The following is a 13,530-nucleotide window of genomic DNA, read 5'->3' on the forward strand; positions in this document are numbered from 1 at the left end:
TTTTTTTGAGTTATACAACATTATGGATTTTCTCAACCACAATTTTATCCACAGAAATATTGAATAACTCAAAGAGATAGCTAAAAGATCTTTGGTGAATGGAGTTCCTTTAAAAATTGTATTTTTTTACCGCACTTTCTTCCATTTTTATATGTGAAAAGTGCGGTTTATTTTTATTTTAGATCTTTTGATTGGAAATAACTCAATTTATTTTCAAGTTTGATGAGATAAGGATCCTTTCCCATTTTTACGTGCTCAATTCACAATCAGAAATCTGTTATTCACAATGTTATCCACAATCTGTATATTTTATTGCGTAATCCGCCCTTTGGTTGATAAAAACACTGATTTATGAAACAATCTGCAGACTATTTTTATATGAAAAATTTAAGGTAAAACGATAGTGATCGATTTTGATGGCTACCGTCCAAATGTGGGTATTGTGATTTGTAATCGCAACGGGCAAGTGCTTTGGGCGAAGCGCTGTGGCCAAAATTCGTGGCAGTTTCCGCAAGGTGGCATTAATGATAATGAAAGTGCCGAGCAAGCGATGTATCGTGAACTGTACGAAGAAGTTGGGCTACAGCCTAAAGATGTGCGCATTTTATATGTATCTAAGCATTGGTTGCGCTATAAATTACCAAAACGTTTGTTGCGCTATGACAGTAAACCGATGTGTATAGGGCAAAAACAACGCTGGTTTTTGTTGCAGCTTGTCGGCGATGAAAAAAATATCAATATGCAAACAACCAAATCACCAGAATTTGATGGGTGGCGTTGGGTAAGTTTTTGGTATCCTGTTCGCCAAGTTGTATCCTTTAAAAAGGATGTATATCGTAAGGCAATGAAGGAATTTTCTAACATATTGTTCTCAGATAATCCTCCTATTCATACGACTATATATGATACAGAACAAAAGCATTATTCATATAATAAAAAGCGCAATACATCGAAATATTCTAAACGTCCGTTTTATAAAACAAGGAATGACTCATGCTAACTTTTCTCATACTTTGCTTGTTAGTTGGCGCTGTTGTAGGCTTTTTAGCGGGTCTTTTTGGTATTGGTGGTGGATTAGTCATTGTTCCTACGTTAGTCTATCTGCTACCCATTATGGGAGTACCTGAACCGCTTCTCATGTCTACTGCACTTGGTACTTCTTTTGCCACTATTGTTATCACTGGATTTTCATCAGCTCAACGTCACCATAAATTAGGTAATGTTGTCTGGAAAGCAGTGAAGATTCTTGCACCTTCCATCATGCTAACTGTCTTTATTTTCGGTTTTTTTATCGGAAAACTGGATCGTGATATTTCATCAAAATTATTTGCCTGCCTAGTTATCTATCTTGCCATAAAAATGGTGTTATCTATTAAACCTAAATCACACAAGAAAATAAAACCTTTAACTACCTTATCTTCCATTATTGGTGGCATTTTAATTGGTATCGCATCCAGTGCCGCGGGTATCGGTGGAGGTGGCTTTATCGTACCATTTTTAACTTCACGTGGTATTGATATGAAAAAGGCTATTGGTTCTTCAGCATTTTGTGGCATGCTACTCGGCACATCTGGGATGTTTAGTTTTATGCTAGGAGGCTTAGGTAATCCTAGTATGCCTGAATATTCTTTAGGCTATATTTACTTACCTGCTGTTGTTGGTATTACTACGACATCATTTTTCACTTCAAAACTTGGTGCAAATGCCACTGCAAAACTGCCTGTAACTACATTGAAAAAAGGTTTTGCACTATTACTAATCGCTATTGCTATTAATATGTTTCTAAAATAAGGGAAATTATGAATCAATACCTAACACTTCCACATTTTGATCCAACCATTTTTACGCTTGGCGATAGTAATATCGGCTTACGTTGGTATGGTTTGATGTATCTTTTGGGTTTTATTTTTGCACGCTGGCTTGCAGTTCGTCGCGCGAATCGTCCAAATAGTGGTTGGACAGTGGATCAAGTTGATACCTTACTTTTCAACGGTTTTATGGGCGTATTTATTGGCGGACGTGTTGGTGATGTATTTTTTTATAATTTGAATCGTTTCTTACAAGAGCCTCTTTATTTATTCCGTGTTTGGGAAGGTGGAATGTCTTTCCATGGCGGCTTAATAGGCGTCATTGTTGCCATGATTTGGACGTCTTATTCACAAAAACGCAGTTTTTGGCAAACGGCTGATTTTGTTGCGCCTTTGATTCCGTTTGGTTTAGGTTTAGGTAGAATTGGTAATTTCATTAATCTTGAGCTATGGGGACGCGAAACGGATGTGCCTTGGGCAATGATTTTCCCGAATGATCCTCTGTTACTACCTCGTCATCCATCACAACTTTATGAAGCTTTTCTAGAAGGTATAGTGTTGTTTGCCATTCTGAATATTTTTATTAAAAAGCCACGTCCAATGGGCTCTGTAGCCGGCTTATTCTTAATTGGTTATGGCATCTTCCGTTTTATTGTGGAATATGTACGTGAACCTGAAGTTGAAAATTTCTTTGGGGTCATTACGCGAGGACAAGCGCTTTGCTTGCCAATGATTATTGGTGGAGTTTTAATTATGGCTTGGGCGTATTCACGCAAAAGTGCGGTAATAAAATAGGAGATTTTTATGAAGCAATATCTTGATCTTTGTCGTCGCATTGTTAATGAAGGTGAATGGGTTGCCAATGAGCGTACAGGTAAGCGTTGTCTCACCGTTATTAATGCAGATTTAGAATATGATGTGACGAATAATCAATTTCCGTTGATAACCACGCGTAAAAGTTATTGGAAAGCGGCAATTGCTGAATTTTTAGGTTATATTCGTGGATATGACAATGCTGCTGATTTTCGCGCACTTGGTACTAAAACTTGGGATGCCAATGCGAATGAAAATGCGGCATGGCTTACGAATCCTCACCGTAGAGGCGTTGATGATATGGGGCGCGTATATGGTGTGCAAGGCAGAGCATGGCGTAAGCCTAATGGTGAAACCATCGATCAGCTACGCAAAATTGTTAATAATTTGACCAAGGGCATTGATGATAGAGGGGAAATTTTAACCTTCTTTAACCCAGGGGAATTTGATCTTGGTTGTCTTCGTCCTTGTATGCACACGCATACTTTTTCTCTTGTGGGCGATACTTTATATCTTACTAGTTATCAACGTTCTTGTGATGTTCCGCTTGGATTGAATTTCAATCAAATTCAGGTGTTTACCTTCTTAGCGCTTATGGCTCAGATCACGGGCAAAAAAGCTGGCAAGGCATATCATAAAATTGTGAATGCGCATATTTATGAAGATCAGCTTGAGTTAATGCGTAATGTGCAACTTAAACGCGAGCCTTTTCCATTGCCAAAATTAGAAATCAATCCAGATATAAAAAGCCTTGAAGATTTAGAAACTTGGGTCACGATGGATGATTTTAAAGTCATTGGCTATCAATCTCATGAGCCGATTAAATATCCTTTTTCCGTCTAATGGATGTAGCAAAAGTGCGGTCAGAATTTGACGAGAAAATGATACGCTACGCCCTTGATCTTGCCGATAAAGCGGAAGCATTAGGTGAGATTCCTGTGGGGGCGGTTTTGGTAGATGATGCTGGAAATATTATTGGAGAAGGTTGGAATCTCTCCATTGTTCAAAGCGATCCTACCGCACATGCTGAAATTATCGCTTTGCGAGACGGAGCAAAACATCTCCAAAATTATCGTTTACTGAATACTACGCTTTATGTGACATTGGAGCCTTGCACAATGTGTGCTGGGGCAATTTTGCATAGCAGAATTAAACGCCTTGTGTTCGGCGCTTCTGATTATAAAACCGGTGCGGTTGGATCACGTTTCCATTTTTTTGATGATTATAAGATGAATCATACTCTGGAGATTACATCTGGTGTATTGGCAGAAGAATGTAGTCAGAAATTAAGCGCATTTTTTCAGAAACGCCGTGAACAGAAAAAAGCAGAAAAACAAAAACATCAATTGCATGTAGCATCTTATGAAGAAAGATAATTATTTTTCGCTACGAACAAGAATCAAAAATCGACAGTCATACTCATTATCTTCATCAGCCTGACGATATTCTTCAAATTCAACGATCCATTCGTTCCAATCAAGTGTGGGAAAAAATGTATCTCCTTCAATTTCAGATTGAATTTGTGTAAGATAAAGTTTATCCGCTTTTGGTAAATATTGTTTAAATAATTCACCACCACCGATTAGCATAATTTCATCGCAATCATTCACAAAATTAACCGCACTTTCAAAGCTGTTTTTCCAAATCACCCCTTCATGTTCAAACGGTTGACGAGAAAGTACGATATTTATTCGTTTTGGCAGGGGCCTACCGATACTTTCAAAAGTTTTTCTCCCCATTATTACAGGCTTACCTGTTGTATTACGGCGAAACCATGCCAAATCTGCAGGTAAATGCCAAGGCATCTGATTATCTTTCCCAATCACATTATTCAAGGTTGTCGCTACAATTAAACTCAATGTCATAAATTTCCCCTAAAATTTACTTTACTATACCTGATATTAAGTGATTTTTCATTGATTTAGTGATAACGTAAAAATATAAATAAAAAACTTGGAAAAACTTATGACTAAAAAAACAATAGTTGTAAAATTTGGAACAAGTACACTAACACAAGGTACTCCAAAATTAAATTCACCGCATATGATGGAAATTGTTCGTCAAATTGCGCAATTACACCATGATGGATTTCGAATCGTTATCGTTACTTCGGGCGCAATTGCGGCTGGCAGACACTATTTAAATCATCCAAGCTTACCCCCAACAATCGCATCAAAACAATTACTTGCTGCAGTAGGTCAAAGCCAATTAATTCAAGCTTGGGAAAGATTATTTGCTATTTATGATATTCATATTGGACAAATCTTATTAACCCGTGCAGATATTGAAGATCGTGAACGTTTTCTCAATGCTCGCGATACGTTACATACTCTGTTAGATAATCAAATTATTCCTGTGATTAATGAAAATGATGCTGTTGCAACAGCGGAAATTAAGGTCGGTGACAACGATAATTTATCTGCATTAGTGGCTATTCTTGTTCAAGCTGAACAACTTTATCTACTCACAGACCAGCAAGGATTATTTGATAGTGATCCGCGTAAAAATCCAGATGCAAAATTAATTCCAATCGTAGAACAAATCACCGATCATATTCGTGCCATTGCAGGAGGTTCAGGGACAAATCTTGGTACAGGTGGAATGATGACAAAAATTATTGCTGCTGATGTTGCAACGCGTTCTGGTATTGAAACAATTATTGCGCCAGGTAATCAGCCAAATGTAATCGCTGATTTAGCTTATGACCATAATATTGGTACAAAATTTATTGCTCATCAATCTGATCGTTTAGAAAGTCGGAAACAATGGCTTTTTGCAGCCCCTTCCGTTGGCATTATTACAATTGACGATGGTGCAGAACATGCAATGTTAATACAAAACAAATCGCTTCTCCCTGCTGGTATTATTGCAATTGAAGGATGTTTTTCTCGTGGTGAGGTTGTAAAGATTCGTACACAGTCCGGTAAAGATATTGCGCTTGGTATGCCTCGTTATAACAGTGATGCATTACAACTTATTAAAGGTAAAAAATCAACAGAGATTGAATTTATTCTTGGTTATGAATATGGCTCTGTCGCGATGCACCGTGATGATTTGATTATTTTATAAAATATTTTAACTAAAAAACCGCACTTTGCTCATTGACCAAAGTGCGGCTTTTTTTACATAATTTTTATGTGTATCAATTTGTTAAATCTTCTTTAAATTCTGGTAATGGCTTATGTTCTGTTGCAATGTAGCTATAAACTACTGGTAAGACAAATAAAGTGAAAATTGTCCCAATAGATAATCCTGCTACAATAACAATCCCCATGCTAAAACGAGATACAGCCCCAGCGCCCGTAGCATAAAGTAATGGAATTAATCCAGCTACCATTGCTGCAGTAGTCATAAGGATCGGACGCAAACGTACTTTCGCAGCTGATGTAATTGCTTCAATACGCGTTTTACCATGATTCAACTGCTCTTCTTTTGCCACTTCACACATTAAAATACCATGTTTGGTAATTAAACCGACTAATGTAATTAATCCAACTTGCGAATAAATATTTAATGTCGTTCCGTCAATTTGGAAAAAAGACAATAAGTTTAATGTGAGTAATGCTCCACTTACTGCTAAAGGCACCGAAATCATAATAACCATTGGATCTCGTATTGATTCAAATTGAATCGCAAGAACCAGGAAAATAATGATAACGGCTAAAATAAATGTCACCGCAAGTGCATTCCCCTCTTGAATAAGCTGACGAGCCTCTGATTTAAAATCATAAGTATATCCTTGCGGTAAGTTATTTTTGAAATAATCCTGCAACCACGCTATCGCATCACCTGTAGATGAACCTGGCATCGCAACTGCACCAATTTCAGCAGAGTTTAATTGACTAAAACGAGCTAATGACATTGGCTGCGTTTCTAGTTTCATACTAACTAAACTACTTAATGGTACAGATTGTCCATTTGATGCTGTTAAATAATAGTTTTTGAAGCTTTCTGGAGATAAACGATCATCACGTTTTACTTGCGAAATCACTTTATAAGCACGTCCATCAACATCCACTCGAGTAATCGTTGCACCTGATAAGAAACTCCCCAACGTGTTACTTATTTGTTGCATCGTAATACCATAAGTTCCAGCTTTCTCCTTATCTACAGATATCGTCATTTGGGCCGTATCATAGGCTAAATTCAAATTAGTATAAATAAATTTACCTGATGCTTTCATAGCTTTTTCCAAGCTTTCAGCTGTATTTGCTAACGCTTTGTAATCCTGTGCTGTTTTTAACACAATAGCAATTGGAGGGCCTTGCTCGCCTGTATCTATTTCAGGGAAATTAAACGCTGATATCGATACTTCAGGAATCGATTTTGCTTTTGTATTCAGCTCATTCATTACTGCCGCTTGTTTACGATCTCTTTCTTTCCAATCTTTTAAGGTAATAATATTAAGTGAGCCATTAGAACTTGGCGCCCCCGCAATGCTCATACCAAATGAAACTTCAGGTGTATCCATCACGTTCTTCATATATGGCTTCATTGCATTTTGAATATAGTCAACATTAACACTAGATGGGGCATTACCAATTGCCATGAATGCGCCTTTATCTTCTTTTGGCGTCAATTCACTGGACAGTGAATTAAATAAGAAAGGTAGTGTTGCAAAAATTACCACAGCAAATGTAAGCATACATTTACGATTTTGCATGACAATATCAAGCATATAATCGTAAATTTTATTTACTTTACTTAGTGTATGTTCTATGCGTTGTTCCAGTTTCGTTGGTTTGACATTAGCTTTAAGTAACTTACTACTCATCATTGGTGAAAGTGTCAATGCTACAATACCGGATATAAACACTGCTCCAGCAAGTGTTAATGCAAACTCTTTAAACAGCGTTCCTGTAATTCCTCCCATAAGCGCCATCGGCGAATAAACCGCAATTAATGCAATCGTCATTGAAATAACAGGCACAGCAATCTCACGTGTTCCAATGATTGCCGCTCGAAATGGCGTTTCGCCTTCTTTAATATGACGATCCACATTTTCAAGTACAACGATCGCATCATCTACGACTAAACCAATTGCTAGAATAAGGGCTAACAATGTCATTAAGTTAATAGAAAAATTCAAACTTTGTAACATCATTAGCACGCCAATTAATGAAATTGGAATGGTTAATACTGGAATTAGAATTGCACGAAGTGAGCCAATAAACATCAAAATGACGACTAATACAATAACTGTCGCTTCTATAATCGTTTTAATCACTTCATGTATGGAACTATTAATCGCAATCGTACGATCATAGAGAATATCGGCTTCCATACTATCAGGGAGTTGCTGCTTAATCGTTTCAAAGAGCGGTCGAATTTTTTCAGCAACACTTAATGGATTCGCTGTTGAAGTAGGGTTAATTCCTAACACCACAGAATCAGAACCATTCGCTGTTGCACGTGAGTTATCATTTTCTTTATTCAATTCTATCGTGGCGATATCTCGTAACCGCACAAGGTCATTACCTTTAGCACTAACAATTAAATTGCCTAAATCCTCAACTGATTTTGTTGTAGTTTCAACTTTATTACGATAAGTGACAAAATAGCCATTATCACTACCGGCGGCAGTTTGTACATTGTTTGCAGATAACGCTGACATCACTGTAGGCGCAGAAAGATTTTGAGCAGCCATTTTTTCAGGATCAAGCCAGATACGTAACGAATACTCTGCAGCACCAAATACTTGTACCTCGGCAACACCTTCTATTGTAAAGAACTGAGGTTTCACCACACGATTAATATAATCAGTAACTTGGCTAGAATCTAATTTTTTTGAACGAAAACTAATATACATAATCCCCGTCCCGCCTGAAGAGGAAGCCACTGTTGGATCCTCAATACCTTGTGGCAATTCAGAACGTACCGCATTTACCTTAGCAAGCACATCAGCTAATGCGCCTGCAGGATCGGTATTTAATTTCATTTTCACCGTAATGACAGATGCACTCGGTGAACTTGATGATGACATATAGTCAATATTGTCTGCCTGAGCAATAGACTCTTCAAGTTTGGATGTTACAAAAGCTTGAATTAAGTTTGCATCTGCACCTGGATAAGCTGTTGTTACTGTAATTACGGTAGTTGTCATTTTAGGATATTCACGCACGGCTAGTTTTGAAATCGCTTGTAATCCTAAAATAATAATAAGCAAGCTAATTGAAATCGCTAAAACAGGGCGACGAATAAAGATATCAGTAAATTTCATTCGTATTTCCTAAGTTGAATTAAAGATTAGTTTTTTTAGCGGGCTCTGATCCGCCAACAATGTCTTTTTCAATCCATTCCACAAGGCTGCCATTGCTAATATTTTGCTGCCCCCCTGTAATAATTTTATCACCTGGTTTTATCTCATTACCTTGTAACTGAGAATAAATACCTTGACGATCTTTCGTAAATACGGTGATTTGTTTAGCTCGATACAAACGATCGAATTTATCATTACCTGATAATTTTTCTTTATCTTCGTCTGATAATGGCACTAATATATAGGCAATTTCACCATACATATTGTAACTAATTGCAACTTGGGGGACGACAACTTGATTTTTCTCTGTCGGTAAGGCTATGCGTAATCGAGAAAACATACCAGAAAGTAATTGGCGGCCATCTTCTGGTTCAAAAGTAGCTTGTACATCAACCAACCCTGTTGATGAATTAATTGCGGGTTCAATCGCCGTGATATGAGCTGAAAATGTTTCGCCTTTACGCGCATCCGTCGTTGCTGTAACACGTTGACCGATATGTAATTTATCTAATTCATTTTGAGAAATAGCAAAATCAACCTTCATTGAACTCGTATCTTCTACACGAACAATTTCTGTACCAATATTGACATATTGCCCTACATTAACTTTAACAATACCTGTTTTTCCATCAAATGGCGCAACAATACTACGGCGCTCAATGGTCGCTTTTAGAGATTCAATATTGGCTAGTTGAGCATCATATGCTGATTTTGCATTATCAACATCTTGACGAGATGCCGCATTACTTTTTAAAAGATTTGCATAACGTTGATAAGTCTGACGAAGTGCTGGAAGTTGAGCTTCTGCAGCTTGTAAACTTGCACGTTCAACAGAACTATCTAGCTCCACTAAACGATCACCTTTTTTCACTGATTGTCCATTTTGAACAAATACATGTGAAACGCTCCCCGCATTTTGTGCACTTAACATTGCCCCTTGATTTGGACGAACAAGACCTGTTGTATTAATTACAGGTGTCCATTCGCTAGGCTTAACCTCTAAGGCAGTTACTGGATTCGGTGACTCAGGCATATTGGCTAGAAATTTTCCAATCATCATGTTGCGAATAAAACTAAAAGCAATAACGCCCACAAAAATTAAGACAAAAACAGCCAAAATCACTTTCATAAAGAAAGTATGTGAACGTTTTGGTCTCTGAGATTGAGTTTGACTCATTTTTAAAGCTCCGTAATAAAAGATAACGACTATTTCTGAATTGCTCGCCAAGAGCGTTCAATGATAGATTCTAAAATGTCCTCAGTAAGTACTACATCAAAAAACTTAAGCTCAGATGCAATAATCACCGCACTTTTTAAACTTAATAAAAAAAGTAAATGATTTGGCAAAATAGCAAGTATGCCGCCTGCTGAGCTTTTTTACAAAAAAGCTTCCAGCGGCTATTAATTGTCATTTTCTTACAAACTTCAATAAAGTTTGGTAAAGATTGGTATTGATTCAGATTTGATAAAATTGTTGGATGCTCTTTCAGGAAATACCAGATATTCCACTACATCCGTCGGTATTGCTCGAAAAAAGACATTGTTTCATCATAATCCTTTTCAAGCGTCGCCATAAACATCGCAAACACACGATAAGCAAATTGTTCAAGCAATTCATCTTTATTTCTAAAATAAAGGTAAATTGTACCGGCTGCTATATTCGCTTCTTTTGCAAGCTTATGCATAGAAAGTTGATTTAAACCTTCTTTTGCCATCAAGCGATCCGTAGCTAGAAAAATTTGCTCAGTTAAATCAGCCTTTGCTTGTCGCATAAAATCCTTAGATAAAAATATATTAACACACCAAAAATGAATGAGCGTTCATTTTATTGTTTTTTTGTTTTTTAGCAAGTTAAAAAACACAAAAGCACAACGAAAATGGGCAACATTTAAAAGCTAGATTTTTTAATCAACTTTTAAATGTTGCCCATTTTGACCGCACTTTTGATTGGGAGAATAAAAAGCTAAATTGGCTCTAGTCCTAATACTTTACGACCGTTAATGCTTGCGATGTTGACCATTTCATCCAAGTGAGGGAAACGGCAGCCCGCAGCCAATAGGCTTAATTCTTGCCATAAATCGCCTTCACATAATGGCACCATATAATCGCAAATATTATCTGTACCTAGGGCAACAGTGATACCTTCGGGGATCATTTCATCTGCTGGCGTGAGCGCATTATGGAATGGCATAAGATCTTCTTTGCGATTACTGTCAATCCATGCCATAGGACAGGCGATCATCATCATTTTGGCTTTACGCATTTTTTCATAAAGTTTGTAGCGATATTCTTTTGAATGTGAGCCAATGGAAATACCGTGGATACCCACAACTCGCCCCTCCATTCCATGTTCAATGGTTTTATCGCAAAGTTGCTCAGTTTCTTTTTCACTTGGATTGTTGAATTGGTCGACATGTACATGACACATAATCCCAAGAGATTTGGCTTTATCTAACAAAATATCCATCGCCTCTAGGCCGCGTCCATAATCCAATTCGTCACGATATGGTAAGCCACCAATCATATCTACCATTTCCGCACCAATATCAAACCATTTACGCGCAGTGGGTTCGATTACCCCTTTTAAAGTTTGATTGGCAAATTTCAAAATAATGTCATGTTTATACACTTCACGGGCTTTATGTGCGGCAATAATTGCACGATCTTCACAAATTGGGTCTATATCGACAAAAGTACCAAATGCGGTTACGCCTTGGGATATCATTAATTCAATAGATTGGCAAAAACGTGCGTAATAATCATCAACGCTGGAAGTGCGTTTCACTTCATCCACTAAATCCCATTTTTGTTGCAAATTACTACTATGATAAATCCCAATTTTCTCTGGCGTCATCGTAAAAGCGCGGTCAGCATGTGCATGGGCATTTACCCATCCGCCTTTTTTGATAATTTCATCGCAAATATAGGTTTTAAAACTACAAACGTGGCTTTTCATACAAACTCCGTAAAAAAGAAAGGATAAAAAGACGAGAATGTATATTAATTGAAAGGTACTGTAAGTACGGCGAGAAGCATTATGATAATGTTATGAAAAACTCACGGATTTTCATTAATAACATTTTTCAGTCTTAAACTGAGTCATGAGTATAAAGGCTTAAGGGCAAAAAATCTATTCTTTTATGCCCTTATAGACTATTTTTCAAAGAAGAAATTTTGTAATTGGAAGGCTTCTAAGAAGATTCCAAGTGGCGGTCTATCTGACAATTGCTCAATATAATCTTTATCGAATTTTTTGTAATTACCTTTGCGATCAATGTGATATTGTGTTCCATCTGGTTGAATCACCACATTCCAGTGGAAATTAGAGGCGAGCACCCAGTCATCACCCTTAAGATCAAAGAGATTGCGTCCCTGGCTATAATCCATCAACGAGTTTTCTACGCCGAACACCGTTTGCATTAATGCAGAGAAAATATCCGCATGATTACTTAATCCATTTTGTTTGCCTACCGGTAAATCTTTCCAATATACAAGCAATGGCACTTGAACCTCATCACGCCCAAAGTAGTTTTCTCGCTCTTTTTCATTTATTTCATTAAAGGTTAAACCATGCTCTGACGTGATAATGACTAATGGATTTTCAAGCGGTGTACTTTCTAACGTTTTTTCTAAAAGAGAATCAATGTCTTGCAAAGTGCGGTCATAATCTGATGTTTTTTTTAGCCTCCAAGGCTAAGTCTAAATAAGCAAACCAAGGGAGTCTGTTTTTTGTGCTTTAATAAAATCATTGAGATTTTTTACCGCACTTTCATTATTTGGTTTGTTGGTTTTATTCGATGAAAGTTTTATTTCACGAAATAATGCTTGGCGGAAGACGCTATCTTTGAAATTCGTAGCAGAAAATAAACCCAATTGATAATGTTCAGCACGTAATTTTTCGATTAAAACAGATTGAGTATGATTGCTTAAAATGCTATCGGTGTAATTTGCATTTAGCTCGTAAAATAACCCAATTAAGCCTGCGTTATTACTATTGCCTGTGCTGTAATGATTAGTAAATTCCGTTGAACTTGTTGCAAATTCAGCAAGTTTTGGTATCTTTTCACTAGAAATCGCATCATGGCGCAAACCTGAAACCATTACGATCAGAATATTAGGTTTGTACGTAATGGGTGCATAAGTGAGTTCTTTTTTCGGATAATCAATTTTTAAGGCATCTAAACGGCCTTCTTGCGCCAATTTTTGCGTATATTCCTCTCCATCCAAGAAACCGTGTTTTTCTAAAAAAGAACGAGCTGTCATTGGATAAGATAAAGGGAAATTAGATCGTTGCATGGTGATAGGACGATACAAATAAGCATCTGCCCAAGCATAAATTAAATGCGTCGCAACGAACGTTGCAGTTAAGAATATACCTGTGCCTTTTAGCCATTTTTGTCGTTCAAGACTGCGTAACTTTTCCCAACTCCAGCGAGAAAATAACATTTGAGCCAGTAAAATTATTGGCATTGGTGCAAAGAATATTTGCCAATCGCGTGACATTTCACCATTTTCTGGATTGACTAGCAAATTCCATACAACAGAGGATAAATGCAGATTAAAACGATTGAAAACGGCGGTATCAAATAATAATAAGGTTGTACAAATCGTGGAAAAAATTACCGCACTTAACCTGTAAAATTAACTGAT

The 13,530-nt window shown here is 37.1% G+C and carries 10 protein-coding genes and 2 pseudogenes; 6 read left to right on the plus strand and 6 right to left on the minus strand.

Going from position 1 to position 13,530, the window contains the following annotated elements:
• The first annotated feature begins 403 nt into the window (after nucleotides 1–403).
• From rppH to tadA, 5 genes are read left to right on the plus strand one after another with little or no spacing between them, the layout of a single operon-like run.
• Nucleotides 404–1,000, plus strand: coding sequence for an RNA pyrophosphohydrolase (gene rppH, locus KP713_RS05270; RefSeq protein ID WP_065265378.1), 597 nt, complete (start codon nucleotides 404–406; stop codon nucleotides 998–1,000).
• Complete coding sequence (locus tag KP713_RS05275) at nucleotides 994–1,791, plus strand: sulfite exporter TauE/SafE family protein (protein WP_215770038.1); 798 nt, start codon at nucleotides 994–996, stop codon at nucleotides 1,789–1,791. Before rppH ends, KP713_RS05275 begins: the two co-directional genes overlap by 7 nt.
• Nucleotides 1,792–1,799: 8 nt before the next feature.
• On the plus strand, nucleotides 1,800–2,603 hold the full coding sequence (gene lgt / locus KP713_RS05280) for a prolipoprotein diacylglyceryl transferase (protein ID WP_252346306.1): 804 nt from the start codon (nucleotides 1,800–1,802) through the stop codon (nucleotides 2,601–2,603).
• 9 nt (nucleotides 2,604–2,612) lie between these two features.
• Nucleotides 2,613–3,464: a thymidylate synthase gene (locus tag KP713_RS05285; RefSeq protein WP_215770039.1), complete on the plus strand. Its 852-nt coding sequence runs from the start codon at nucleotides 2,613–2,615 to the stop codon at nucleotides 3,462–3,464.
• Entirely contained in the window at nucleotides 3,464–3,997 is a 534-nt protein-coding gene (gene tadA / locus KP713_RS05290) for a tRNA adenosine(34) deaminase TadA (RefSeq protein ID WP_215770040.1), read from the plus strand. The genes KP713_RS05285 and tadA overlap by 1 nt, the downstream gene beginning before the upstream one ends.
• Here tadA and folA read toward each other — a convergent pair whose 3' ends face one another.
• A complete protein-coding gene (folA, locus tag KP713_RS05295; protein ID WP_065265383.1) occupies nucleotides 3,998–4,486 on the minus strand; it encodes a type 3 dihydrofolate reductase in 489 nt (162 codons plus the stop codon).
• 100 nt (nucleotides 4,487–4,586) lie between these two features.
• Between folA and proB the strand changes: the two genes are divergently transcribed.
• Entirely contained in the window at nucleotides 4,587–5,690 is a 1,104-nt protein-coding gene (gene proB, locus KP713_RS05300; RefSeq protein WP_215770041.1) for a glutamate 5-kinase, read from the plus strand.
• 73 nt (nucleotides 5,691–5,763) lie between these two features.
• Here proB and acrB read toward each other — a convergent pair whose 3' ends face one another.
• The 5 genes and pseudogenes from acrB to KP713_RS05325 form a co-directional block, all read right to left on the minus strand.
• Nucleotides 5,764–8,841 carry a multidrug efflux RND transporter permease subunit AcrB gene (acrB, locus tag KP713_RS05305; protein ID WP_215770042.1) on the minus strand — a complete coding sequence of 1,026 codons (3,078 nt, stop codon included), beginning with the start codon at nucleotides 8,839–8,841 and terminating at the stop codon, nucleotides 5,764–5,766.
• 19 nt (nucleotides 8,842–8,860) lie between these two features.
• Nucleotides 8,861–10,057 (minus strand): multidrug efflux RND transporter periplasmic adaptor subunit AcrA, encoded by a 1,197-nt coding sequence (gene acrA, locus KP713_RS05310; RefSeq protein ID WP_215770043.1) that lies wholly within the window; start codon nucleotides 10,055–10,057, stop codon nucleotides 8,861–8,863.
• A 29-nt stretch (nucleotides 10,058–10,086) separates the two neighbouring features.
• Nucleotides 10,087–10,652 (minus strand): annotated as a pseudogene (gene acrR / locus KP713_RS05315) (efflux transporter AcrAB transcriptional repressor AcrR).
• Between the two features lie 191 nt (nucleotides 10,653–10,843).
• Entirely contained in the window at nucleotides 10,844–11,836 is a 993-nt protein-coding gene (locus tag KP713_RS05320) for an amidohydrolase family protein (RefSeq protein WP_111407640.1), read from the minus strand.
• Nucleotides 11,837–12,033: 197 nt separating this feature from the next.
• Nucleotides 12,034–13,518, minus strand: a pseudogene (locus KP713_RS05325) (DUF3413 domain-containing protein); the annotation flags it as partial.
• Nucleotides 13,519–13,530 lie beyond the last annotated feature (12 nt).

The sequence above is a fragment of the Haemophilus sp. SZY H36 genome (assembly GCF_018829625.1).
Lineage (GTDB): Bacteria > Pseudomonadota > Gammaproteobacteria > Enterobacterales > Pasteurellaceae > Haemophilus > Haemophilus haemolyticus_K.

Bases quoted from the DNA above. Each gene is read 5' to 3' on its own strand.
- KP713_RS05275 (WP_215770038.1), top strand. From the start codon at position 994: ATGCTAACTTTTCTCATACTTTGCTTGTTAGTTGGCGCTGTTGTAGGC.
- folA (WP_065265383.1), bottom strand. From the start codon at position 4,486: ATGACATTGAGTTTAATTGTAGCGACAACCTTGAATAATGTGATTGGG.
- tadA (WP_215770040.1), top strand. From the start codon at position 3,464: ATGGATGTAGCAAAAGTGCGGTCAGAATTTGACGAGAAAATGATACGC.
- proB (WP_215770041.1), top strand. From the start codon at position 4,587: ATGACTAAAAAAACAATAGTTGTAAAATTTGGAACAAGTACACTAACA.
- KP713_RS05320 (WP_111407640.1), bottom strand. From the start codon at position 11,836: ATGAAAAGCCACGTTTGTAGTTTTAAAACCTATATTTGCGATGAAATT.
- KP713_RS05285 (WP_215770039.1), top strand. From the start codon at position 2,613: ATGAAGCAATATCTTGATCTTTGTCGTCGCATTGTTAATGAAGGTGAA.
- acrB (WP_215770042.1), bottom strand. From the start codon at position 8,841: ATGAAATTTACTGATATCTTTATTCGTCGCCCTGTTTTAGCGATTTCA.
- lgt (WP_252346306.1), top strand. From the start codon at position 1,800: ATGAATCAATACCTAACACTTCCACATTTTGATCCAACCATTTTTACG.
- acrA (WP_215770043.1), bottom strand. From the start codon at position 10,057: ATGAGTCAAACTCAATCTCAGAGACCAAAACGTTCACATACTTTCTTT.